Origin of the sequence: Mesobacterium pallidum, from assembly GCF_019966535.1 — a bacterium.
GTDB classification, from domain to species: Bacteria; Pseudomonadota; Alphaproteobacteria; order Rhodobacterales; family Rhodobacteraceae; genus Mesobacterium; species Mesobacterium pallidum.
This window is the reverse complement of record NZ_JAIMID010000006.1, coordinates 229,089-251,482: the sequence shown is the minus strand read 5'-3', so window position 1 is coordinate 251,482 and position 22,394 is coordinate 229,089. Positions and strand designations below refer to the sequence as shown.

Genomic DNA, 22,394 nt, shown 5'->3' with positions numbered 1-22,394 from the left:
CCGTTCACATGCCGGCAACCATGTAGATGACGCCGCCCAGCACCCCGATAAAGGCATAGCCGGCCACCACGTAGACCCCGTCGCGCAGCATGAGGCCGATGGTCAGCAGCGACACGGCAAAGGCGCCGGTCGAGGTGACCATGGGCAGCAGTTCGAGGAAGGGCCAGGTGATCACGATGAGACAGATCACCAGGATCGACAGGTAACGCGACGGGCCGTGCACCAGCGCGCGCAGCCGTTTGCCCGAGTGCCGGTCGACAAAGCGGGCGGGCCGGTCGAGCCAGTCCAGCGCCTTCTGCATGTGTTTCGACGCGATCTCGCGCCGCATCAGCACATCGGGCAGCCAGAGGTGATCGCGCCCCGCCAGCCATTGCAGCGAGATCATCAGGATGATCGCTGCGCCGATGGTCGGCGTGCCCGGGATGCCCGACAGGGGCGAGACCAGCAGCAGCGCGGGCACCAGCAGCGCCGGGGCAAAGGACCGTTCGCCCACGTGCTGGATGATCTCGCGCAACCCGGTCCGCTCGCCCTCCGAAGCGCTGCGCACCCTCTCAAGCAGGTCCTTGAGGCTGGTCGGGTCGGCCGCTGCGGTCATGGGCGTGGTCCTTCGGGTCAGCTCTCTGCGGCGAGGATGGATGCCAGGCCGCTGCGGAAATCGGGATAGGTCAACTGGTATCCTAACGCCTCCTTGATGCGACTGTTCCGCACCCGCTTGCTTTCGCCGTAAAAACTTCGGGCCATGGGCGTGAGGTCTGCGGTCTCGAAATCCTCGGCGGGCGGCAGGGGCAGGCCCAGCAGGTCGGCCGCATGGGCGATGACATCCTGTGGCGGGGCCGGGTCGTCGTCGCAGACGTTGTAGATCGCACCGGGCTGCGGGGCCTGCATCGACAGGGCCAGCGCGCGGGCCAGGTCGTCCACGTGGATGCGCGAAAACACCTGGCCGGGCTTGATCAGCCGGCGCGCCGTGCCGTTCTTCAGCTTGGCAAAGGGGCCGCGGCCGGGGCCGTAGATGCCGGGCAGGCGGAAGATGTGCAGCGGCAGGCCGGGGATCACGGCCCAGGCAGCCTCGGCCTCGGCTCGGGCCGCGCCGCGCTTGCTGGCGGGGGCGAGCGGCGTGTCCTCGTCCACCCAGCCGCCGTCGTGGTCGCCATAGACCGCCGTGGTGGAAAGGTAGCCGACCCAGGCCAGCCGCGCCGCGCGGCCTGCGATCTCGTCTTGCAGTTCAGCCAGCACCGGGTCGCCCTCCGGCCCGGGCGCCGCGCCGGCCAGCACGTGCGTCGCGCGATCCAGCCAGGGCGTGATGTCGTCGCCGGGCCACAGCACCGGGGTCGCGCCCATGGCCGCGATGGCGTCCATGCGATCGGGGCTGCGGGTGGTGCCGATGACCGTCCAGCCCTGCGGGACGAGCTGGCGGGAAAGGGCGGCGGCGCTGTAGCCATGCCCGAAGATGAGAAGCGTTCCTGTCATGGCGCGAAAGTGGCGCGGCGGGCCAGGGGTTTCAAGTCTTGCCGTCGCAGGCCCGGCCCCGCAGGATCGCACCATGACCGATCCCGACCTCAAGGCCGCCTATGCGCTGGCCAGCCCCGACGACAGCCGCCGGCTCTATGCCGGCTGGGCCGAGACCTATGACCGCAGCTTCGCCGAGGCGACCGGCTACCGCCTGCCCGAGGAAGTCGCCTCCGCCTTTGCCGGGGCGGGCGGGCAGGGGCCGGTCCTTGACCTGGGCGCCGGGACGGGGCTTTGCGGCGCAGCGCTGGCGCGGCTGGGCATCGGTCCGCTGGACGCGACGGACCTCTCACCCGAGATGCTGCGCGTCGCGGCGGCCAAGGGCATCTACCGCAGCTGCTTCGCCGGCGACATGCTGGCGCGGCTGCCGGTGGCCGATGGCGCCTATGCCGGCGTCACCTGCGCGGGCACCTTCACCACCGGCCACGTCGGCCCCGAAGCGCTGGACGAGGTGATCCGAACCATGGCGCCGGGCGCGCTGGCCGTGCTGTCGATCAAGGCGACGCACTGGGACGTCGCGGGCTTCGGCGCCGGATTTTCCCGGCTCTCGGACCGGATCACGGGGCTGCACAGCCTGGAACGGCGCATTTTCGCGCCGGGGTCTGCGGGCGAGCACGCGGATGATCTCTCGCGCTTGGCGGTATTCCGCCGCGCATAGGCGCCGCCTTGCCGAGCCGACACGAGGGGGCTGGGCAGGTCCGTTGCCGCTTTCTAAACCGGGATTAACCATAGCTGTCCCCGGACCCCCGCGATGACTCGCCTGCTGCTTGCCTGCTTTCTTGCCGTTTCCCTGCCGCTCGCGGCTTGTTCTACCGCCCCGCGCACCGAAGTGGCGCCCGTGCCCGACGCGATCCCGTTCTTCCCGAACGAGACGCCCGAGCTGCGCGCGCTGATCAACCAGTACGCGGACGCATACGAGGTGCCCCGCACGCTGGTGCACCGGGTGGTGAAACGCGAAAGCACGCATAACCCGGCCGCGCGCAACGGGCCCTACTGGGGCCTGATGCAGATCCTGCCGGCCACGGCGCGCTCGATGGGCTTCCAGGGCCAGCCCTCGGACCTGCTGGATGCCGAGACGAACCTGACCTACGCGGTGAAATACCTGCGCGGCGCCTGGATGGTCTCGGACGGCGACGAGGCGACGGCGGTGCAATGGTATGCCCGCGGCTACTACTACGAGGCCAAGCGGCGCGGCCTGCTCGAGGAAACCGGCCTCCGCTGACTGCCCTGCCGTCGCGCCCCTGGCTCCGGTTCGGGACGCCTCCGGCGGGAGTATTTCAGGAAAAGTGAAAGCAGGGGCGCCGCGCCCCATCTTCATTGTTTTCCAAATACCTTGGGGGAGGCGCGGCACGCGCCGGGGGCAAGGCCCCCCTTTGGCGCCAGCTTTGCTGGTGCCTGCCGGCGGCGCAGCCGCCGGCCCCGGTCGGATCGCAATGCGATCCGAAACCACGCAGGCCCGTCAGCTCGCGTAAGTCGACCCTTCCTCGTCCAGGATCGCCTTCAACTCGCTCAGGTGCCGCTCGGTCTGACCGGGGTAGCTTTCGATCTCGTCCGCGGTTCGCGCGGCCACGGCGGGCGGCAGGAACCGCAGCGGCTGGCCGGTCTGCAGGGCGCGGATATAGGTCTCGGCCGCGCGCTCGAAGTAGTAGAGCCGGTTGAAGGTCTCGGCCACGTCGCGGCCAAAGATCATCACCCCGTGGTTGCCCATGATCAGCACGAATTTCTTCGGGTCGGTGAGCAGGGCTGCGCAGCGCTCGCCCTCTTCCTCGAAAGCCAGCCCGCCGTAATGGGTGTCGATCACCTGCCGGTCGTGGAACATGGCCGAGTTCTGGTCGATCGGCGGCAGGTGGGAATTTTCCAGGCTCGCCAGCACGGTGGCAAAGATCGAATGGACATGCATGGCGCAGCGGTGCTGCGGGCAGTGCCGGTGGATCGCGCCGTGCAGCGCCCAGGCGGTCGGATCGGGCGCGTCGGGCCGGTCCATCGCGCGGGGATCATTCGCATCGAGCAACAGCAGCGACGACGCGGTGATGCGCCGGAAATGCACCTGGTTGGGGTTCATCAGGAATTGCGTCCCCTCCGGGTTCACCGCCAGAGAGAAATGGTTCGCCACCGCCTCGTGCATCCCCAACCGCTCGGTCCAGCGGAAGGCGGCGGCCAGGTCGACCCGCTCGGGCCAATGGTCGAGGTTGCGGCGCATCTCGGTGACGGTCATCTCGGGGTCTCCTGCTGATCCTGTGTCTGCAACATGCGCGTGACGCGGCGCAAACACCACCCCCGGCCTGCGCGGCCCCTCTTGATCCCGCCCGCGGCTTGGGCATAGATGCCCCATGTTGACCGTCGACCCCCAGATGCCGATCCGCACGCCCGACACGCCGGGCCCCGAGTATTTCGACGATGCCGAAAAGGCCGTCGCCCGGCTCGAGGAGCTCTACCGCATCGGCACCACGTTCCTGCGCGACAACTTCCTGCGCGCCATGGCCGAGGGCGACCCCGAGGCACGCTATAGGGCCTTCTATCCCGAGATCCGGCTGCAGATGACGTCCTACAGCAAGGTCGACAGCCGGCTGAGTTTCGGCCACGCGGCCGCGCCCGGGATCTACACGACGAGCGTCACGCGGCCGGATCTTTTCCGCAACTACCTGCGCCAGCAGATCGGGCTGATCCTGTCGAACCACGGCACGCCCGTGCGCATCGGCCTGTCGGACACGCCGATCCCGGTGCATTTCGCGGTCGCCGCCGATGGCAGCGTCACCGTCCCGCAAGAGGGCGCGGCCAGCTTTACCCTGCGCGATGTCTTCGACGTGCCGGACCTGTCGAACACCAATGACGACATCGTCAACGGCACCTACCAGCCCGGGGCCGACGGCGCCGTGCCGCTGGCGCCCTTCACCGCGCAGCGGGTGGATTATTCGCTGGCGCGGCTGTCGCATTACACCGCGACCGACCCCGAGCATTTCCAGAACTTCGTGCTGTTCACCAACTACCAGTTCTACGTCTCGGAATTCGAGGCCTATGCCCGCGCGATGCTGGCCGATCCGACCAGCGGCTACACCAGCTTTGTCGCCACCGGCAATGCCGAGATCACGACGCCCGACGCGGTGCTGCCGCAATCGCCGCGCCAGCCGCAGATGCCGACCTATCACCTCAAGCGCGCCGATGGCGGCGGCATCACGCTGGTCAACATCGGCGTCGGCCCGTCCAACGCCAAGACCGCGACCGACCATATCGCCGTGCTGCGGCCCCATGCCTGGCTGATGGTCGGGCACTGTGCCGGCCTTCGCAATTCCCAGTCCCTGGGCGACTTCGTCCTGGCCCATGCCTACCTGCGCGAGGACAAGGTGCTGGACGACGACCTGCCGATCTGGGTGCCGATCCCGGCCCTGGCCGAGATCCAGATCGCGCTGGAAACCGCCGTCGCCGCCGAGACGCAGCTGGAAGGCTATGACCTCAAGCGGGTGATGCGGACGGGCACCGTGGCCTCGGTCGACAACCGCAACTGGGAACTGGTCGACCAGCGTGGCCATGTGCAGCGCCTGTCGCAGTCGCGGGCCGTCGCGCTTGACATGGAAAGCGCGACGATTGCCGCCAACGGCTTCCGCTTCCGCGTGCCCTATGGCACGCTGCTTTGCGTCAGCGACAAGCCCCTGCACGGAGAGCTGAAGCTGCCCGGCATGGCGTCCGACTTCTACAAGACCCAGGTGTCGCGCCACCTGATGATAGGGATTCGCGCGATGGAGGCCCTGCGCAAGACCCCGCTCGAGCGGATTCACAGCCGGAAATTGCGGTCTTTCGAGGAAACGGCCTTCCTCTGACCCTGAAATTCGCGGAAAACCCAAGAAAATAGGCCGATTCGGGCCGTTTTGGCCTTGCCTGACGCCCCTAAACGTTGTGTTGATACACAACATTCGGTAAGAATCCCGCAGATGGGGCCCAAGTCACGGGCAGTGGAAGGAGCATAAAAATGGCGAACAAACCCATGACCAAGACGCAGCTTGTGGCCGCGTTGGCAGAGACGATGGACAGCGACAAGAAAACCGCTTCGGCGGCGCTGGACGCCATCACCGACATCATCACCAAGGAAGTGTCCGGCGGCGGTGCCGTGACCCTGCCCGGCGTCGGCAAGATCTACTGCCGCGAGCGCCCGGAGCGCATGGTGCGCAACCCCGCCACCGGCGAGCAGTTCAAGAAAGAAGCCGACAAGGTCGTCAAGATGACCATCGCCAAGGCGCTGAAGGACAGCGTCAACGGCTGATCCGGCTTCGGACGGTATTCGGAAAAGGGGTCGCGCCGGCTGGCGCGGCCCCTTTTTCGTGGCGCGACGGCGGGGTGCAAAAAAGGTTAACGGCGGGCGGAACCTTATCGCGCGCGCGGTGTTGGAGATGAGAACGGGGCAACAAAGGCCCCCGGCGCGTCGCCCCGGAAGCGAAGGCGCCGACCGACATGCCCCTCCCTGTCTGTCCCCGGGGCCATGTCGCATGCGACCGCGGGCGGCATCCCTGTCCCTCCCGCCCGCGGTCGCCCTCTCACCCCGCGAGCGCCCGGATGGTCAGACGGATCCCTGCATGTCCGAGCGGATCTTGTCGACCTCGGCGCGGAACCGTTCGGCGCCTTTCGAGCTGGTCTTGTCCGTCCAGGTCGAGAACGCCTCGAGCAGCGGCAGGAAACGGTCGCGGTCCTCCTGGCTCCACCCGGTCAGGAAATCGCCCATCACCAGGAACTTGTAGCGGCGGGCGGCCTCGACAATGGCCTGTCCCCGCGGCGTCAGGCTGATGACTGAGCGGCGGGCGTCCTGCTGGCTGACCTGGCGCAGGACGAGGTCCTTGCCGATCAGCTCGGTGACCAGGCGCGAGGCGCGCGACGGGTCGATCATGAGCCGCGCCGCGATGGTGGCGACCATGGTTTCCTGCCCGTCCTCGTCGCCGTATTCATTGGCCGGGGCCCAGATCGCGATCAGCACGTCCAGCTGCGCAAGATCGATCAGGTCGCCCAGCCCAAGCTCGCGGATCGCCGCGGCCCCAAGCTCGCGCTTGGTGTAGCGCCGACGCCACCGCTGGATGACGGCGTCGATGGCCAACGCAGATTCGATCGCGTCACTGTCGATCCCGACCCGGGACAGGAATCCACGCATTTCTTGGTCACGTTGCGGCATGTCGGCTCCCTTGAAGATGAATGGGTATGACCGCAAATCGCGGCATTTGTCAAATGCATGATCTTGACATGTAATTGGTCCTGGACCATGTTGTCCAGAACACCCGACTTTCCCCGGGCAATCCGCGTAGTCTGTCCAGTTTTCGGACGCGGATCGCCATCTATTCGACCGGACCTGATATCGTGAAAGACACTGCCCCTACCGCCGTAGAGACTTCCGGCGGCGACGACCTCCATGAGACCCGCGTGCGCCTGACCTTGATGTCCGCCGCGGGTGTCCTTTTCCTGGCCTCGCTCGGTCAGACTTCGGTCTCGACCGCGCTGCCGATCATCGTCGGGCAGCTGGGCGGCCTGGACCACATCACCTGGGTGATCACCGCCTACCTGCTGGCCGCCACCGTGGGCGCGCCGGTCTTCGGCAAGCTCGGCGATCTTTTCGGCCGCCGGGTGGTGCTGCAGGGCGGGATCCTGCTGTTCCTGGCCGGCGCGCTGCTGTCGGCGCTGGCCCATGACATGTGGATTCTCGTGGCTGGCCGCTTCGTGCAGGGTCTCGGCGGGGGCGGGCTGATCGTCGTGTCCATGGCCGCCGTCGCCGACGTGCTGCCGGCGCGGCAACGGGGCAAGGCGCAGGGCGTGCTGGGCGCGGTCTTTGGCGTCTCGACCGTCATCGGCCCGCTGCTGGGCGGCTTCATCGTGCAACACGCGGCCTGGCAGTGGATCTTCTGGTTCAACTTCCCGATCGGCCTTGCCGCCTTCCTCGTCCTCAGCTGGGCGATGGAGCGGACGGCCCGCACCACGCGCCCCTCGATCGACGTGCTGGGCGCCGTCATGCTGACGACCACGCTGTCGCTGGCGGTGCTGATCGCCTCGACCGGGGGCGTCAGCCTTGCCTGGACCAGCCCGACCCTGCTGGCGATGGCGGCGGGCCTGGTGCTGAGCTTTGCGGGTTTCATCCTGGCCGAACGTCGCGCGACCGAGCCGGTGCTGCCGCTGCCGCTGTTCCGCATCAACAATTTCGTCGTGTCGAACCTGGTCGGGCTGATCGTCGGCGGGGCGATGTTCGGCACCATCACTTTCGTTCCGATGTTCATGCAGGTGGTCAAGGGCGTGGACCCGGCGACCTCTGGCTTGTTCCTGATGCCGATGATGCTGGGCCTGATCGTCACCTCGAACATGGCCGGGCGCTACATGGCGCGCACCGGGCGCTACCGCATCCTGCCGATCTTTTCGACCCTGATCCTGGGCGTCGGCATGGCGCTGATGGCCACCGTGGGCCCGCATACGCCGAACGGGCTGATCGCGCTTTATGTCTTCATGGCCGGCGTCGGCATCGGCCCGGTGATGAGCGTGTCGGTCACCGCGATCCAGAACGCCGTGCCGCGCAATACCGTGGGCGTGGGCACCGCCAGTGCCAACATGTTCCGCCTGATCGGCGGATCGGTCGGCACGGCCGTCTTCGGCGCGCTGTTCTCGGCCGGGCTGGCCGCGCGGCTGACCTCGCTGGGGATCGAGACGCTGTCGGGCGGCGGCCGGTTGACCGGAGCGGCGCTTGCGGGCCTGTCGGACGCCGAGCGCGAGCTGGTCACGCAGGCCATCGCGGGCGCGCTGCACCCGGTCTTCTGGTGGGCGGCCCTGCTGGGTCTCCTGGGCAGCGCCGCGGGCCTCATGATGCAGGAACGGCCCCTCGACGGCGGCTTTGGCGAGGCGACGCCCGCCGAGTGATCCGCGCAGGGCGCGCCGGCCATGCGGCCGCGCGCAGGCCAGGACATGCAAAGGGCCCCGGCAGAAATGCCGGGGCCCTTGTCGGTCCGGGTGCTTGGTTTTGCGCCGATTACTTCACGATGACCTCGTCCTTGACGAAGAGGTTCGCCCAGGCGCGGTCGATCAGATCGGGCGTCATCTGGTAGGGGATGCCCTCGAAATCGCAGATCGACCGGATCTGGTCGATCAGGAACACCGGCTGGTAGTTGGCGTAGATGTTCTTGATCGTCGGGTATTTCTTTTCCAGCAGGTGGATCAGCGACGGCTCGTCCAGCGGCACCTTCTTGGCGCGCGCCACCAGCGCGAAGATCTTGAGGAAGTCCGACTGGTTCGGCCCGTCCACCTTGATCTTGAAGAAGATCCGGCGCAGGGCGGCCTGGTCGAAGATCTCGTTCGGGTGGAAGTTGGTGGAAAAGATCACCAGCGTGTCGAAGGGCACCTCGAATTTCTCGCCCGATTGCAGGGCGAGGATGTCCTTGGATTCCTCGAGCGGGACGATCCAGCGGTTGATCAGCGCCTGCGGCGGCTCTTCCTGGCGGCCAAGGTCGTCGACGATGAAGATGCCGCCGGTCGATTTCAGCTGCAACGGCGCCTGGTAGGTCCGCGCATTGGCGTTGTAGACGAGGTCCAGCATGTCGAGCCGCAATTCGCCCCCGGTGATCACCGTGGGCCGGTCGCAGCGCACATAGCGGGTGTCAAAGGTGCGGCGGCGGCGCAGGGCGTTGGGGTCGTCTTCCTCGACCTCGGCGGCGGAATGCACGATCGGGTCGTAAACGGTGATGACCTGGCCGGCATATTCGATGGCGCGGGGCACGTAGACCTTGTCGCCCATCGCGTCACGGATGCCGTTGGAAATCGACGATTTCCCGTTGCCCGGCGGCCCGTACATCAGGATCGAGCGGCCCGCGCCCACGGCCGGCCCCAGCTGGTCCAGCAGCGTGTCGGGCAGGACGAGATGGCCCATCGCCTCGGTCAGCTGCTGGCGGGTGATGGTGATGTTGCGGATCGACTGGCGCTTGACCTGTTCGCGGTACTTGTTCAGCGGCACCGGCATGGCGCCGAAATATTCCGACTGCGACAGCGCATCGAGAGAGCGCGCCTTGCCGCTGTCGGTCAGCTGGTAGCCCATCTCGTTGCCGTTGTTGGCGTTCAGCGTGCCCGTCGCCTCGAGCAGCAGTTGGCCGCGGGCGATGTCCACAAGCTCCTGCACCACGGGCACCGGCAGGCACACGGCCTTGGAGATGTCGCTGACCGTGTCGACGTTCTTGCGGTACATCGTCTTGAGCAGGATGTCCCGCATCATGACGATGGGCAGCAGCATCTCTTCGATGCTCTTGGGCGGCGGCGGGGGTTGCACGCCCGACGGGGGAGGGGTGGTCTGCATGTTCATCTGTCTGGCCTGCCTTCACACTGTCGAATGGGCGTCGTGCTATTCTTGGTTGCGGCCCCGGGAACGGGGCGCATCCACGACAGGGTGGCAGTCGCATCTTGTTTTTTGATGAAACAATTGCGGCAATTTCGAGGCTTTGCCGCCGGTCCGTCTACGCCCCGAAAAAGAGCGCGAGGCAGAGGTAGATCGCCAGCGTGCCGCCCAATGGAAAGCCCATGGGGAAATCGCGCTTGCGGGTCCAGCTTTCCCAGCCTGGCGCCAGCCTGGGGCCAATGCCGGTGACCCTGGCCGCGCGGTGCGTGACAAAGGCGCCCAGCAGGCAGGCGGCGAACAGGATCATGACAAAGAACACGTCCGGCGGCGCGATGTAGGGCGCGGCGGCGGCGATGAACTTGCTGTCCCCGGCGCCCATGACCCCGGCCGCGTTCAGCACGAAGGTGACGGCCAGCGTGGCGACCATCGTCACCAGCCGCCAGCCGTAGGTGTCGAGCGGCATCAGGACCGGCCCCAGCAGCACGAAGACCCCGGCCAGGGCCAGGACCATCGTGTTGCGGATCTTCATCGCCGACAGGTCGGACCAGGCGACATGCAGGCAGATCGCCCAGACGAAGGGGGCGAACACCAGCGCGGCGGTCGCCGAGAGGGCAAGGTCCAGGTTCAAGTCCACGCGTCAGGCTCCCTGCGGACCGGGCGCCGTCACGCCTCGAGCGCGTCGAGCGCGCGCTGGGCTTCCTCGAAATACTGCGGATGGGTCTCGAGCGCCTCGCGCAGCATGCCCTTGCCCGTCTCGATGTCGCCCTGCTTGATCGCCGACAAGGCGGCGGTGTGCAGCAGTTGCGCCCGTTCGACCTGGGTCATCGGCACGACGGGAAGGGTATAGTTGCGCTGCGCCGCGCGGGCGAGAACCAGGTTGTTCTTGGCAGTGAACAGGCTTTCGTCGTTGCGGATCGCGTCCGAGAACAGCCGCTCGGCCTCGGCGTAGTCGCCGCGGGTCAGCATGGAAAAGCCCCAGTTGTTCATGACACCGGCGGGCTTGGTCGTCAGGCCCAGCGCGATCTCGTAAAAGCTGTCGGACTTGTCCCATTCCTTGTTGGCATCGGCGATCATCGCCTCGAGCCGGTAGCGTTCGAAGGTCTCATGCGTCGGCGGGATCGCGTCCAGCACCTGCTCGGCCTCGTCCCACTTGCCGGCGCGGATCAGCGCATCGGCCAGCTCGACATTGTCGCTGGGCAGCGCCTCTTCATGCTCGGACACCTTGCGCCAGGCGATCACGCCCTCGGTGTTGCGCTTGGCGCGGATCAGCGAGGTGGCAAGGCCCCGGCTCAGGTCGATCCGTTCGGGGTATTGCGCGCTGGCGCGCTGGAAATAGGCGACCGCCTCGTTGGGGTCGGCCGAGGTCAGCATGACCTCGTTCAGGTTGGTCTCGTCGATGACGTTCACGTCCTGGAGCTTGCGGTCCACGGCATTGCCGTTCGTGTCACCGCAGGCGCTGAGAACCAGTGCGCTGCCCAGGCACAGGGAAACGAAAATGGAGTGGCGCATTTGCTGCGTCCTTTTGCTGCTCTGCCTCGTTCACGGTGTTCGGCTGATCAGGTATTCGCCCGACCCACGCCTCACCAGCTTATATTCATTGTCACTCTGGTCATCGTAATCCGGATTTCCAGATTTTTCGAGGGCCAGGCGAAGATTGTCGCGGATTGCGTCACTTTCGCCATTGTCGAGCGCATAGGCCTTCTGGAAGATCTGCGCCGCCTCGGCGGTCTTGCCCCGTTCCATCAGGACCACGCCGAGGTTGTTCCAGAGCTCGGGCCAGGTCTGCTCCTGCTTGAGCGCCTCGCGGAACAGGTTCTCGGCCTGGTTCAGCCGGCCCAGGGCCAGGTCGGCCGTGCCCATGGAGCTCAGCACTTCGGGCGTCAGCCCGTGCACGGCCGCGGCGCGCTGGAACGCCTCGAGCGCCAGTTCGTGTTCGCCCGCGGCCATCAGGCGGTGGCCGACGACAAGGCCGTCGACAGCCTCGCCCCGCGGGTCGATGTCGGGCGCATAGGGCGACCCGTCGGAACGGCCGGGGCCGCCCGCGTTTCCGCAGGCGGCCAGAAAGATCAAGCTTGCAAATGCGAGAGCGCGGCGGGCGCGCATGATGCACTCCTTACGGTCCACCCATGTTCTGGATGCCGACGACCGAGGGACCCACGAGGATGATCAACAGCGGCGGCACCGTGAACATCATAGTGGTCAGCGTCATCTTTGTCGGCAGCTTGTTTGCCTTTTCTTCGGCGCGCATGACCCTTTTGTCACGCATTTCGGAGGCATAGACCCGCAGCGCTTCCGAAACCGAGGTGCCGAAGGTCTGCGACTGCACCAGCACCGTCACGAAGGACGCCACGTCCTGCACCCCGGCGCGTTCGGCCATGTCGTTCAGCACCTGCGCCTTGTCCTTGCCGGCCTTCATCTCGAGGCTCACCAGCTCGAATTCCTCGGCCAGGGCAGGGAAGGAGGCATAAAGCTCCTTGCCGACGCGGATGATCGACTGGTCCATGGACTGGCCGGCCTCGATGCAGACCAGCATCATGTCGAGCGCGTCCGGGAAGCCGTCCTGGATCTGTTCCTTGCGCTCTTCCACGCGGCGGGTGATCCAGTACTTGGGGAACATGTAGCCGGCCGCACCGGGGCCCACGACCCACATGATCATCTGCTGGGTGGTCGGGTTGGGGCCCAGGAAGAACAGGTAGTAGATCACGCCGCCGATCAGGCCCAGGATCCCCAGCATGAACTGCGCGAAGTAGTAGTAGCGCACAGCGTCCTTGGTCCGGTAGCCGGCCTGCAGGAGCTTGAGCCGCACTTCGCCCAGCTCTTCCTCGGTCTTGGGTTCGAGGAAGGTCGAGTACTTGTCGAGCGTCTTGTTCTTCTTGCCCTTGTGGCGCAGCTTGGGCCCGGCGGCATCCTGCGACGCCTTGGCATTCGCGCGCTCTTCGAGCTTGCGAAGCGGGTCGTTGTTGCGCGCCATCATGATCGGCACGAACAGCAGGATGACGAACAGTCCGATCACGCCCATCGCGATCGCCGGTCCCATGGGGCCCAGCTGTTGGACCAGCATGTCCTTGATGATGTCCAGCATGACGTGGCCCTCCTCAGACCTTGATGTTCACGAGCATGCGCATGACGAAGAGGTTGACCACCAGGAAGGCACCCACGACGAAACAGGCGGGGATGAACCAGGGGTGATCGAGCACGTCATCGTAGTAATGCGGGTCGAGCAGGTTGATGGCGATCAGCGCGAAGATGGGGAAGCCCGACAGGAACTTGCCCGACCATTGCGCCTCGGCGGTGATGGCTTTCACACGGCGGAACAGGCGGAAGCGGGCGCGGATCACGCGGGCGAGGCCCATCAGGATCTCGGCCAGGTTACCGCCCGATTGCTGCTGGATGGTCACGGCCACGGCAAGGAACCGCAAATCCTGCATGTCGAGCCGTTCGGCCATGTGCTTGAGCGCCTCGCCCACGTCGCGGCCATAGGCGGATTCGTCGGCGATCACGCCGAACTCGGTCGCCAGCGGGTCCTTGATTTCCTTGGACACGATCGAGATGGCCGAGCTGAACGGGTGACCGACGCGCAAGCTGCGCACCATGAGTTCCACCGCGTCGGGCAGCTGTTCCTCGATCAGGGCCAGGCGCTTGGCGGCCTTGTGGTTGATCCACATGTAGACCCCGCCCACGCCCATGCCCAGCGAGGCCACGGCGCGCACAGGCAGGCCGGTTTCCGTGCCCACCGTCAGCCCGATGAAGGCAAAGGCCGACACGCCCATCATGATCATGATGATCTGGTTCGGGGTAAAGGCGATGGCCGCCTTCTGTGCCTTTGTGGCCAGCAGCGAATAGATCGGGATGCCCCGCGACTTCATGTGCTGGTCCATCTCCTTGCGGAGTTTTTCCAGCACCTCGTCGCGGCGGTTGCCCTTCTCGATCATCTCGAGACGTCGGTTGACCTTGTTGTTGCCGCTGATCGACTTGCCGAAGGCGACAAGGTAGAGGCCTTCGACCAGCACCAGCACGCCGATGAAGATCAGGCCGAAGATGATCGGTTCTGCACCCAGGGACATACTCTTTACTCCGCTGCGATGGGGTCGAAGATGGCCGGCGGCAGGTCGTAACCCCACATCCGGAACCGTTCGGAAAAGTGCGACCGCACCCCCGTGGCCGTGAAATGGCCGATGATCTTGTTCTCGGGCGTGAGGCCGACGCGCTGGAAGCGGAAGATCTCCTGCATCGAGATCACGTCGCCTTCCATCCCCGTCACCTCGGTGATCGAGGTCATGCGGCGCGAGCCGTCCTGCAGGCGGCTGGCCTGCACGATCAGGTTCACGGCCGAAGAGATCTGCGACCGCACGGCTTTCAGCGGCATTTCCACCCCGGCCATGGCGATCATGTTCTCGAGACGGCTGATGCCGTCGCGCGGGTTGTTGGCGTGGATCGTGGTCATCGACCCGTCGTGGCCCGTGTTCATGGCCTGAAGCATGTCGATCACTTCCTCGCCGCGCGTCTCGCCGACGATGATCCGGTCAGGACGCATCCGCAGCGCGTTCTTGAGACAGTCGCGGGGCGAAACCTCGCCCTTGCCTTCCACGTTCGGCGGGCGGCTTTCCATCCGGCCGACATGGATCTGCTGGAGCTGGAGTTCCGCCGTATCCTCGATGGTCAGGATGCGTTCCGAGTTGTCGATGAAGGACGACAGCGCGTTGAGCGTGGTCGTCTTGCCCGAACCCGTACCGCCCGAGACGATGACGTTGAGACGCGTGGCGACGGCGGCCTGAAGGTAGGCTGCCATCTCTTCGGTAAAGGCGCCGAACCTGACCAGGTCGTCGATGCCCAGCTTGTCCTTCTTGAACTTACGAATCGACACGAGGCTGCCGTCGACGGCGATCGGCGGCACCATGGCGTTGAAACGCGAGCCGTCCTGAAGACGGGCGTCGACATAGGGGTTGGATTCATCGACCCGCCGGCCCACGGCCGACACGATCTTGTCGATGATCCGCATCAGGTGGCGTTCGTCCTTGAACGTTACGTCCGACAGCGACAGCTTGCCCGCCTTTTCCACAAAGATCTGGTGCGGGCCGTTGACCAGGATATCCGAGATGCTCTCGTCCTTCAGCAGCGGCTCGAGCGGGCCAAGGCCCTTGACCTCGTCGTAGAGTTCCTGGTTCAGCTGCTGCCGGTCCTCGCGGTTCAGCACGATGCCGCGTTCCTGCAGGCTTTCGCTGGCGATCGCGTTGATCTCGGACTTCAGGTCCTGCTCGGTCGCATGTTCCAGCGCGCCAAGGTTGAGGTTGTCCAGCAGGGCGCGGTGCAGCTCGAGCTTGATCTCGCCCATCCGCTCCTTGCGCTTCTTTTCCTTGTCCGAGGCCGCGACATTGGCCGCCACCTGCGGCGCGTCGGCGCGCCGGATGCGCTTTGGCTCGGCCGCCTCGACCGACACGGTCTTGGTCGCCGGGGCAGGGGCCGCGTCGACCGGTTTCAGCTTGGGGCCGGCGGCCTTGACCGGAGCGCCCGGCTTGTCGCCCTTTTTGTACTTGGAAAACATCGCACCTACCTATGTGTTCAGGCGGCTTCCGCTTCGTCCTGACCGATGGCGATCAGCGAAGCTGCCAGTTTCATGATTTCCTTGCGGAGCGGATTCTTGGCGGCCGTGTTGGCCAGCGGGACACCGTGGTCGCAGGATTGCGGGACCGGCTTGCCGCCGTCGGGCAGCATCACGTCCAGCGAGATGCCCAGGCTCTCGGCCATCCGCTTGACCCGGCTTTTGCCGTTCAGGTCGGTGAATTTCGGCGAATGGTTCAGCAGGAAACGCATCTTCTCGAAGGGCAGGCCCTCGCCCTGCAGCGCCTGCTTGAGGCGCAGCGTGTTCTGCGCCGAGCGCATGTCGAGCTGGATCATCGCGAAATAGACATGCGAGGCGGTCAGCACGGATTCGGACCAGTGCACCATCGTCTTGGGCATGTCGACCACGACGAAATCGTAATGGCGCGAGGCGACGGCAAGGATCTTTTCCACGTCCTCGGGGCCGATCAGGTCCAGCGGCACCAGGTCGCTGGGCGAGGTCAGCACCTGCATCTTGTCCTCGAAGGGCAGCAGCGCCTGGCCGAAGGCCTCGTCGTCCATCGACTCGGTGTCGTTCAGCAGCTCGAGAACCGCGTCGCGGCGCGGCAGGTCGAGATAGGTGCCGACCGAGCCCTGCTGCAGGTCGAGATCCAGCAGGCAGACCCGCGGGGTGTTCTTCTTGTCGGCATTCGCCAGCTCCCACGCGAGGTTGACCGCGAAGGTGGTCGCGCCGACGCCGCCCGCAAGGCCCTGCACGGCGATGATGACGCCCTGGCGCTCGGCCCCGGTGCTGAGCGCGTTGGCATTGCGCGGCCCGGAGGCGGCGGCCATGACGGCGGGCTGCACGGGCTCTTCGGCACGCAGGCGCTCGATGGTCTGGCGCACCTCGTTCTCGGGCAGCGGGTAGGGGATGAACTCGTCGGCGCCGCTGCGCAGCATGGTGTGCAGGCCGGCTGGCGACACGCCCTCGGCGATCAGGATGACCTTGATCCCGCGCGCCTTGGCGCTGCGGATCACGCTCATCACCATGTCGATCTCGTCCTCGTCCTCGCGGTCGACCGCGATGGCGACGACCTCGAGGGTTTCGGCCTCGGGCTGGCCGAAGAAGGCCAGGCTTTCGTTGAACCCCAGATCGCCCCAGGCCTCGCCCAGCGCGTCTTCCATGTCCTCGATGAGCAGGTCGAAGTTCTGGACATCCCGCGAAATCGTGCAGGCGACGATCGGGCTGGGTTCGGAATGCATCACGGGCGTACTCGACATGGTCTCGGGTCCTGTATCTGGTCGTTCCGGGACGTGCGGCCGAGGAATGAACGATGTGCCACCCATGACCCCGCGCCCCGCGGGAAACACGCACCGATTCCGGACTGCGTGCCTAGTCCGATGAAACAATCTTTGCTGGGAAAATCGGGCAGGATTTGGGCCGGAATACTGTAATTGTGCGGTATCCGCAGACGTTCCGGCCCGATCGGCGGGATTGGACACGGTGCGGGGGGCCTCTCACGGTTACGTGTTGCGCCACCGGAAACGAAAAGGGCCGGCACCCTTGCAGGCGCCGGCCCCGGGAAACAATTCCCGCTGGACTTGTGTCAGTTGTCGCCGCCGCCAACCACCGAGGTCGGCGCCACGGCGCTGGCCACGTAATCGCGGTAGACGATCTGGGCGTACTTGCCGTCCAGCACCGTGGGATGGTTCTGGATGAACCCCGAGACCTCGGTCACGGTGCGCCGGTTGCGGCGCTCGCGGCCCTGCGTCACGATCAGCGGCTGCGTTTCGCCGTAGGAAACCACCGCCTCGAGCCGGCCGCGGTCGATGCCCTGGTGGACCAGGTAGTTGACCACGGTCTGCGCCCGCTTGAGGCCCAGCGACTTGTTGTAGGCGTTCGAGCCCACAAGGTCGGTGTGGCCGTAGACCCGGAACGTCACCTCGGGGAACTGGCGGATCCAGGCCGCCTGCCGCTGCAGCACCAGCTGCGCGGTCCCGTCCAGCGCCGCGCTGTCGAAGGCGAAGGTCACGGTCGTGTCCGTTTCGCTGGCAAAGCGGTTGGCCAGGTCGATGCGGTAGCCCTGGGCCCCCGTCATCACCAGGGTGTTGTTCATGGTGGCGTTGCCGAAATCGCCGGTGTCGATCAGGCTGCCCGCCTCACGGTTGAAGGCCGTGTAGATCGGGTCGCCGCTGGTGCAGGCCGAGAGGGCCAGAGCAGCGGCTGCCGTTGCCGTCAAGGTTTTCATATGTGCCCTCATCGGTATGTCCTCGCTCGCTCTCTGTCTCAGTCCATCACGTAGCCGTAGGAACCGTTGAAGTCCTGACGGGCCACTTCACCCGCAGCGCCCGTGGTGGGGCGGCGCGACTTGGTCGAGCCTTCGACCTTGCCACGCAGGAACAGCTCGTTTTCCGTCGGCGGCTTGACGCGGTCGGTCGGCAGGGCCAGCGCCTCGCCCCGGGTCGGGGTGACGAGATGCGGCGTGATGATGATCACCAGCTCGGACTGGTCGCGCTGGTACTCGGCGCTGCGGAAGAGCGCGCCCAGCACGGGGATGTCGCCCAGCCACGGCACCTGGCCGTTCACGTCGCGGAAGTCGTCCTGCAGCAGGCCGGCGATCGCAAAGCTCTCGCCGTCGCGCATTTCCACGGTCGTGGAGGTTTCGCGCCGGGTGAAGGCGTCGATGCGGAAGGTGCCGTTGTCGAAGCCGTTGGCCGAGTCGAGCGCCGAGACCGAGGCCTGGAGTTCGAGGTTGATGACGTCGCCGTCCACGACCCGCGGGATGAAGTTCATCTCGATCCCGAAGGGCTTGTAGACCACCGTGACCGCGCCGCCGTCCTGACTGACCGGGACGGGGTATTCGCCGCCGGCGAGGAACTTGGCCTCCTGCCCCGACAGGGCGGTGAGGTTGGGTTCGGCCAGGGTGCGGACCATGCCCTTGCTTTCCAGCGCCTCGAGCATCACGGCCACCTGCACGGCGCCCGCGTTGAAGCCCAGTGCCAGCGCGCCCTGCGAGGTCGCGTCGCCGGCCAGGCCGCCGCCGAGAACCCCGGCGTTCGAGCTGGCCGCGGTGCCGGTGCCGGCCTGGACGCCCAGGTCGCCGTTCAGCACGCTGCCACCCAGCGCAAGCGAGGTGCCCAGCGACTTGGACACGGTGCGCCGCATCTCGGCAAAGCGGACCTTCAGCATCACCTGCTGCGTGCCGCCGACCACCATCAGGTTCGACACCCGCTCGGGCGCATAGCGCTCGGCCAGGTCCAGCGCGCGTTGCAGGCGCTGCGAGGACGACACGACGCCCGATAGCACGATGCCGTCGTTCGCGGTGCGCACCTCGATCTTCTCGCCCGGGAGGATCTGCTGCAGGCGTTCCTTGAACTCGGTCACGTCGGCCGCCACGCGGACGGTCACGTTGGTGATCAGGTTGCCCGTGTCATCCAGGATGGTCAGCGTCGTCAGGCCCGGCGACTTGCCCAGCACGTAGATCGTACGGCTCGACAGCGACGAGATGTCGGCGATCGAGGGGTTGGCGATGCTGAGTTCAGCGAACGGCGTGTCGCTTTCCACGACAACGGCCCGGTTCATCGGAACGCTGAGGGTTGAGTTGGTGCCCTTGCGCAATTCGCGCACCGACTGAGCGGTCGCCGTGGTCGCCACGGCAGATGCACCAAGCGTCAGGCCGACAAGCGCGGCCTTTATAACATGCTTCATTTTCATTGTGACCTGCCCTTTCGATCACGCCTCGGTTGCGGATCTTTTGTCCGCATGTGCCGCGACTGTGCGGCACCTTTGCTTTTATTGCAAGAATCAATGGCTTCCCGATCAATCCTTATGTGGACATGTGGCAACAGGTGCCCGCGGCCGGGAAAGCCACGGGCGCGCGGATCTCTCCGCACGCCCGCAATATCTTGTGTTCGCCTGTCGGCTGTACGCCTCAGTTCGTGCAGGGGATCGGCAGCTCGACCACTTCGGCGCCGCGGCGCGTGCGGATCGTGCAGACCTTTTCGATCGGCGCCTCTTCCTGCGGGGCCGCGATCTGGATGCCCAGGAGGTTGTTCTGGTCGATGGTGATCGTCTCGGCCGAGGTCGTTTCGTCGGTGGCGCCGCGCAGCGACAGCGACAGCCGTCCCGAGCCCTGGGCCTGTTGCAGGCGGGCGACCTGTTCGCGGGTGCCGGCCACGGTCACCGTGCGCGGGATCTGGGTCTGGGTGATGTCCTGGTCGACGGTCTGGTCGATGGCGATCACGCGGATGCCCTGTTCGATCAGCATGGTCAGGTCACTGGCCCGGCGGCCCTCGGGGCGGCCCGTCCAGTAGACGTCGACCCGGTCACCGGGGCGCAGGAAGCCCGACACGCCGGTCTGGACGTTCACGTTGATGGCAAAGGCGTATTCGCCGGCCTGCAGGCGCGACACGATGCCGGCGTCACGGCCCGGCTCGGTCACCTTGACCTGCATGATCGGCTCACCCTTTTCCATCGCGCGGATCACGGTGCGCAGCTCGTCGCCGGCAAAGAGCTCCTCGGCATCCTGGAAGGTGCCCTCGGGTATGGCCGAGGCCGGCCACTTGATGCGCGCGACGTCCGCCTTTTCAAGCGGTTCGCCGTAGCGCATCGGGCGCTTGGTGACGAAGACGTCGACGGTTTCGATCTGCGTGCCGCTGTTCTTGCGCGCCTCGTCCAGCTGCGACTTGATCGATTGGCTGTACTCGATGAACATGTAGGTCCCGAAGCCGGCAATACCGAGGCCGAGGATCAGGACGAGTCCGAAAATGAGCCGCATGTCGGTTCCTTTCACTCACTGGGCCGGTCCGAATCGCGAGGGTCCGGGCGGCGCTGGTTTCTCATTGCGCAACAATCTGCTCTTTGATTGTGGCAATATGGTGGAGTTCGGTGGGAGCTTTTCTGGCGCCGTGGTGAACGACGAAAGGCCGGTCCATTCTGGACCGGCCTTTCGTCTGTGTGGCAGCAGGGACCCCCGGGGCGGGGATCAGTCGAAGTCGTCTTGTCCGTCGACAGCCACGGCCGCAGAGTCGATCAGGTCTTGTGCCGAGCTTTCGAGGCCGGCGAAACCGATCGCGCTGAGGCCGACAACGGCCGCTGTGATCACCACCCAGTCCACGGTAACGGCGCCGTCTTCTTCGTCTCGATGCCGTTTGAGCAAGTGCAACATGGGCAAACTCCTGGTCTGGAGAGAGTTGGGCTATGTCTGGTACCAGTCCGACCGGACACCGTTCAGCACTGCCAAATCGGGTCCGGTCGGCTACTTGGGATCGTCAGGTTGTCAGACGACCAGACGCTCAGAAGTCGTCTTCACCGTCGACGGCCACGGCGGCTGCGTCGATCAGGTCTTGCGCCGAGCTCTCGATGGTCGAGTAGGCTGCGATGGCCAGGCCCACGACGGCTGCGGTCAGAACGACCCAGTCAACCGTGACGGCGCCGTCTTCTTCGTTGCGGAATTTTGCGATGATTTGCTTCAGCATGATGAACCTCGTTGTGCTGGTAGATTGGGGAGCGGCTTAGTCCGGTGCGGCGGGCCGGCTCCCCCGAAAGTCAGGAGAACCTGACGGGTGTCTTAGAAGTCGTCTTCGCCGTCGACGGCCACTGCGGCCGCGTCGATCAGGTCGTTGGCCGAGCTCTCGATGGTCGAGTAGGCTGCGATGGCCAGGCCCACCACGGCTGCGGTCAGAACGACCCAGTCAACCGTGACAGCGCCGTCTTCGTCGTTGCGGAAGTTCTTGAAGAATTTGATCATGGTTTCAGTCTCCGTAGGATCTCAGTCTTGGTCAGTGTCTCAACCGGTTGGGTCTCTCCAGAACTGCCTCTCAACTCAGTCCCGGCCCTCATCGGCATGTGAAGTAATTAGCCAGCGGATTGGGGCACAACTTTGACCGGATTGGCGCCATTTTCGCGTGCTTTGCGGGCGCTGGTGTGCCATGAGTCAAAGCATTGAAAATAAAAGAATAAAAATTCAAGTCCGGGATCCTATCAGCTGGTTTCGGCGTGGTGCGGCCGCCACGGAGGGCAATATCTGCACGCCAGGCGGGCTGTTCCGGGCGCATTTTCGTGTAGACTCGGGCCAATCGAGCAGAAAATCGAACCGGGACACCCGGCAAGGCAGGTCAGACATGAGACTCAAGGCAAGCGGCGCGCCGGGTCTGCGCGCGATTCTGGCGGGGATGGCGGTGGCGCTGGTGGCTTCGGGAAGCCCGTTGGCGGCCGAGTCGCCCGCCCCCTTTCCCGAGTTCGAGGCCAAGCGGGTCAAGCCGCCCAAGGCCGGCACGCGCAAGCGCATCACCGTGCAGATCGAACCGCAGGCGCCGGCGCCCATTCCCGCGGCGGCGGCGGCCCTGGCGCCGAATGCGCCGGTGGCCACACCGACCGGGCGCTATGCCTGGTTCTGGGACGAGGTCTCGCCCGCGCTCGCGGCGAAAAGCCCGGGACGTCTGGAAAGCGCGCTGCAGTTCCTTGGCAAGCCGCCGGCGGGCAAGGGCGTCGCAGCGCCGCGGCTCGACGACATGCGCCGCATCGTCGAGGCCCAGGGGATCGAGATCCTGAAGGCCACGGTGGGGACAGAGGTGTCGCCTGCGCTGGTTCTGGCCGTGATGGCGGTGGAAAGCGGCGGCCGCGTGGATGCGGTCAGCGGGGCCGGGGCACAGGGGCTGATGCAGCTGATGCCGGCCACGGCCGAGCGCTTCGGCGTCAGCGACAGCCTGGACGGGCCGCAGAACATTCGCGGCGGGGTGGCGTTTCTCGAGCTGCTGTTGCAGAAATTCGACCGGGATCCGATCCTTGTGCTCGCCGGCTACAATGCGGGCGAGAACGCGGTGGGCAATCACGACGGCGTGCCGCCCTACGCGGAAACCCGCGATTACGTCCCCAAGGTGCTGGCGGCCTACGGCGTCGCCCGGGCCCTCTGCGTGACCCCGCCCGAGATCCTGAGCGACGGCTGCGTCTTCCAGTTCCGCTAGGCGGAGCGCCCGCCAAAGAAGATTATTCTGACGAATAATCTTCGTCCGC

Annotated in this window: 24 protein-coding genes; 6 read left to right on the top strand and 18 right to left on the bottom strand. The window is 65.9% G+C overall.

The annotated features are described in order from the left end of the window. Positions 1-4 precede the first annotated feature (4 nt). Together MF270_RS11420 and MF270_RS11415 are read right to left on the bottom strand one after the other, a co-directional pair. Positions 5-595, bottom strand: coding sequence for an exopolysaccharide biosynthesis protein (locus tag MF270_RS11420; protein WP_238366009.1), 591 nt, complete (start codon positions 593-595; stop codon positions 5-7). A gap of 17 nt (positions 596-612) precedes the next feature. Then, positions 613-1,467, bottom strand: a complete 855-nt coding sequence (locus tag MF270_RS11415) for an SDR family oxidoreductase (protein ID WP_238366008.1) — start codon at positions 1,465-1,467, stop codon at positions 613-615. A gap of 73 nt (positions 1,468-1,540) precedes the next feature. Here MF270_RS11415 and MF270_RS11410 point away from each other — a divergent pair, with 73 nt between their 5' ends. Beyond that, a complete protein-coding gene (locus MF270_RS11410; RefSeq protein ID WP_238366007.1) occupies positions 1,541-2,164 on the top strand; it encodes a class I SAM-dependent DNA methyltransferase in 624 nt (207 codons plus the stop codon). Between the two features lie 93 nt (positions 2,165-2,257). Beyond that, entirely contained in the window at positions 2,258-2,728 is a 471-nt protein-coding gene (locus MF270_RS11405) for a lytic transglycosylase domain-containing protein (protein ID WP_238366006.1), read from the top strand. Positions 2,729-2,965: 237 nt separating this feature from the next. On the opposite strand, the gene MF270_RS11400 is transcribed toward MF270_RS11405, so the two are convergent. Further along, a complete protein-coding gene (locus tag MF270_RS11400) occupies positions 2,966-3,721 on the bottom strand; it encodes a class II aldolase and adducin N-terminal domain-containing protein (protein WP_238366005.1) in 756 nt (251 codons plus the stop codon). Positions 3,722-3,857: 136 nt separating this feature from the next. On the opposite strand from MF270_RS11400, the gene MF270_RS11395 reads away from it, so the two are divergent. Both MF270_RS11395 and MF270_RS11390 read left to right on the top strand, forming a co-directional pair. Beyond that, the gene (locus MF270_RS11395) at positions 3,858-5,321 is read left to right on the top strand and encodes an AMP nucleosidase (RefSeq protein ID WP_418887881.1); all 1,464 of its coding nucleotides are present in this window, start codon (positions 3,858-3,860) and stop codon (positions 5,319-5,321) included. 149 nt (positions 5,322-5,470) lie between these two features. Further along, positions 5,471-5,761 (top strand): HU family DNA-binding protein, encoded by a 291-nt coding sequence (locus MF270_RS11390; RefSeq protein ID WP_238366003.1) that lies wholly within the window; start codon positions 5,471-5,473, stop codon positions 5,759-5,761. Between the two features lie 294 nt (positions 5,762-6,055). Here MF270_RS11390 and MF270_RS11385 read toward each other — a convergent pair whose 3' ends face one another. Next, complete coding sequence (locus tag MF270_RS11385) at positions 6,056-6,658, bottom strand: MarR family winged helix-turn-helix transcriptional regulator (RefSeq protein ID WP_238366002.1); 603 nt, start codon at positions 6,656-6,658, stop codon at positions 6,056-6,058. A gap of 245 nt (positions 6,659-6,903) precedes the next feature. On the opposite strand from MF270_RS11385, the gene MF270_RS11380 reads away from it, so the two are divergent. Then, positions 6,904-8,379 (top strand): MFS transporter, encoded by a 1,476-nt coding sequence (locus MF270_RS11380; RefSeq protein ID WP_238366001.1) that lies wholly within the window; start codon positions 6,904-6,906, stop codon positions 8,377-8,379. Positions 8,380-8,488: 109 nt separating this feature from the next. Here the strand turns inward: MF270_RS11380 and MF270_RS11375 are convergent, their stop codons facing one another. The 14 genes from MF270_RS11375 to MF270_RS11310 form a co-directional block, all read right to left on the bottom strand. Then, positions 8,489-9,808: a P-loop NTPase family protein gene (locus tag MF270_RS11375; RefSeq protein WP_238366000.1), complete on the bottom strand. Its 1,320-nt coding sequence runs from the start codon at positions 9,806-9,808 to the stop codon at positions 8,489-8,491. A 151-nt stretch (positions 9,809-9,959) separates the two neighbouring features. Beyond that, positions 9,960-10,475, bottom strand: coding sequence for a prepilin peptidase (locus tag MF270_RS11370; RefSeq protein ID WP_238365999.1), 516 nt, complete (start codon positions 10,473-10,475; stop codon positions 9,960-9,962). 29 nt (positions 10,476-10,504) lie between these two features. Then, complete coding sequence (locus MF270_RS11365) at positions 10,505-11,350, bottom strand: tetratricopeptide repeat protein (protein WP_238365998.1); 846 nt, start codon at positions 11,348-11,350, stop codon at positions 10,505-10,507. Positions 11,351-11,380: 30 nt separating this feature from the next. Next, entirely contained in the window at positions 11,381-11,944 is a 564-nt protein-coding gene (locus MF270_RS11360) for a tetratricopeptide repeat protein (protein WP_238365997.1), read from the bottom strand. Positions 11,945-11,954: 10 nt separating this feature from the next. Continuing rightward, positions 11,955-12,923: a type II secretion system F family protein gene (locus MF270_RS11355; RefSeq protein ID WP_238365996.1), complete on the bottom strand. Its 969-nt coding sequence runs from the start codon at positions 12,921-12,923 to the stop codon at positions 11,955-11,957. A 13-nt stretch (positions 12,924-12,936) separates the two neighbouring features. Next, entirely contained in the window at positions 12,937-13,905 is a 969-nt protein-coding gene (locus MF270_RS11350; RefSeq protein WP_238365995.1) for a type II secretion system F family protein, read from the bottom strand. A gap of 5 nt (positions 13,906-13,910) precedes the next feature. Continuing rightward, complete coding sequence (locus MF270_RS11345; RefSeq protein ID WP_238365994.1) at positions 13,911-15,383, bottom strand: CpaF family protein; 1,473 nt, start codon at positions 15,381-15,383, stop codon at positions 13,911-13,913. Positions 15,384-15,400: 17 nt separating this feature from the next. After that, the gene (locus MF270_RS11340) at positions 15,401-16,660 is read right to left on the bottom strand and encodes a CpaE/TadZ family protein (RefSeq protein ID WP_238365993.1); all 1,260 of its coding nucleotides are present in this window, start codon (positions 16,658-16,660) and stop codon (positions 15,401-15,403) included. Positions 16,661-16,986: 326 nt separating this feature from the next. Further along, complete coding sequence (locus MF270_RS11335; protein ID WP_238365992.1) at positions 16,987-17,628, bottom strand: OmpA family protein; 642 nt, start codon at positions 17,626-17,628, stop codon at positions 16,987-16,989. A gap of 38 nt (positions 17,629-17,666) precedes the next feature. Next, positions 17,667-19,094 (bottom strand): type II and III secretion system protein family protein, encoded by a 1,428-nt coding sequence (locus MF270_RS11330; protein ID WP_238365991.1) that lies wholly within the window; start codon positions 19,092-19,094, stop codon positions 17,667-17,669. Between the two features lie 217 nt (positions 19,095-19,311). Next, positions 19,312-20,157 (bottom strand): Flp pilus assembly protein CpaB, encoded by an 846-nt coding sequence (gene cpaB, locus MF270_RS11325; RefSeq protein WP_238365990.1) that lies wholly within the window; start codon positions 20,155-20,157, stop codon positions 19,312-19,314. A 207-nt stretch (positions 20,158-20,364) separates the two neighbouring features. Next, positions 20,365-20,547, bottom strand: coding sequence for a hypothetical protein (locus MF270_RS11320; protein ID WP_238365989.1), 183 nt, complete (start codon positions 20,545-20,547; stop codon positions 20,365-20,367). A gap of 127 nt (positions 20,548-20,674) precedes the next feature. Continuing rightward, positions 20,675-20,854, bottom strand: a complete 180-nt coding sequence (locus MF270_RS11315) for a Flp family type IVb pilin (RefSeq protein WP_418887880.1) — start codon at positions 20,852-20,854, stop codon at positions 20,675-20,677. Between the two features lie 95 nt (positions 20,855-20,949). Then, positions 20,950-21,129, bottom strand: a complete 180-nt coding sequence (locus MF270_RS11310) for a Flp family type IVb pilin (protein WP_238365987.1) — start codon at positions 21,127-21,129, stop codon at positions 20,950-20,952. Between the two features lie 373 nt (positions 21,130-21,502). Here MF270_RS11310 and MF270_RS11305 point away from each other — a divergent pair, with 373 nt between their 5' ends. Beyond that, a complete protein-coding gene (locus tag MF270_RS11305; protein WP_418887878.1) occupies positions 21,503-22,345 on the top strand; it encodes a lytic transglycosylase domain-containing protein in 843 nt (280 codons plus the stop codon). Positions 22,346-22,394 lie beyond the last annotated feature (49 nt).

Bases quoted from the DNA above. Each gene is read 5' to 3' on its own strand.
- MF270_RS11365 (WP_238365998.1), bottom strand. From the start codon at position 11,350: ATGCGCCACTCCATTTTCGTTTCCCTGTGCCTGGGCAGCGCACTGGTT.
- MF270_RS11335 (WP_238365992.1), bottom strand. From the start codon at position 17,628: ATGAAAACCTTGACGGCAACGGCAGCCGCTGCTCTGGCCCTCTCGGCC.
- MF270_RS11340 (WP_238365993.1), bottom strand. From the start codon at position 16,660: ATGTCGAGTACGCCCGTGATGCATTCCGAACCCAGCCCGATCGTCGCC.
- MF270_RS11320 (WP_238365989.1), bottom strand. From the start codon at position 20,547: ATGTTGCACTTGCTCAAACGGCATCGAGACGAAGAAGACGGCGCCGTT.
- MF270_RS11400 (WP_238366005.1), bottom strand. From the start codon at position 3,721: ATGACCGTCACCGAGATGCGCCGCAACCTCGACCATTGGCCCGAGCGG.
- MF270_RS11420 (WP_238366009.1), bottom strand. From the start codon at position 595: ATGACCGCAGCGGCCGACCCGACCAGCCTCAAGGACCTGCTTGAGAGG.
- MF270_RS11395 (WP_418887881.1), top strand. From the start codon at position 3,858: ATGCCGATCCGCACGCCCGACACGCCGGGCCCCGAGTATTTCGACGAT.
- MF270_RS11410 (WP_238366007.1), top strand. From the start codon at position 1,541: ATGACCGATCCCGACCTCAAGGCCGCCTATGCGCTGGCCAGCCCCGAC.
- MF270_RS11345 (WP_238365994.1), bottom strand. From the start codon at position 15,383: ATGTTTTCCAAGTACAAAAAGGGCGACAAGCCGGGCGCTCCGGTCAAG.
- MF270_RS11385 (WP_238366002.1), bottom strand. From the start codon at position 6,658: ATGCCGCAACGTGACCAAGAAATGCGTGGATTCCTGTCCCGGGTCGGG.
- MF270_RS11330 (WP_238365991.1), bottom strand. From the start codon at position 19,094: ATGAAAATGAAGCATGTTATAAAGGCCGCGCTTGTCGGCCTGACGCTT.
- MF270_RS11350 (WP_238365995.1), bottom strand. From the start codon at position 13,905: ATGTCCCTGGGTGCAGAACCGATCATCTTCGGCCTGATCTTCATCGGC.
- MF270_RS11390 (WP_238366003.1), top strand. From the start codon at position 5,471: ATGGCGAACAAACCCATGACCAAGACGCAGCTTGTGGCCGCGTTGGCA.
- MF270_RS11415 (WP_238366008.1), bottom strand. From the start codon at position 1,467: ATGACAGGAACGCTTCTCATCTTCGGGCATGGCTACAGCGCCGCCGCC.
- MF270_RS11375 (WP_238366000.1), bottom strand. From the start codon at position 9,808: ATGAACATGCAGACCACCCCTCCCCCGTCGGGCGTGCAACCCCCGCCG.
- MF270_RS11405 (WP_238366006.1), top strand. From the start codon at position 2,258: ATGACTCGCCTGCTGCTTGCCTGCTTTCTTGCCGTTTCCCTGCCGCTC.
- MF270_RS11310 (WP_238365987.1), bottom strand. From the start codon at position 21,129: ATGATCAAATTCTTCAAGAACTTCCGCAACGACGAAGACGGCGCTGTC.
- MF270_RS11355 (WP_238365996.1), bottom strand. From the start codon at position 12,923: ATGCTGGACATCATCAAGGACATGCTGGTCCAACAGCTGGGCCCCATG.
- cpaB (WP_238365990.1), bottom strand. From the start codon at position 20,157: ATGCGGCTCATTTTCGGACTCGTCCTGATCCTCGGCCTCGGTATTGCC.
- MF270_RS11360 (WP_238365997.1), bottom strand. From the start codon at position 11,944: ATGCGCGCCCGCCGCGCTCTCGCATTTGCAAGCTTGATCTTTCTGGCC.
- MF270_RS11305 (WP_418887878.1), top strand. From the start codon at position 21,503: ATGAGACTCAAGGCAAGCGGCGCGCCGGGTCTGCGCGCGATTCTGGCG.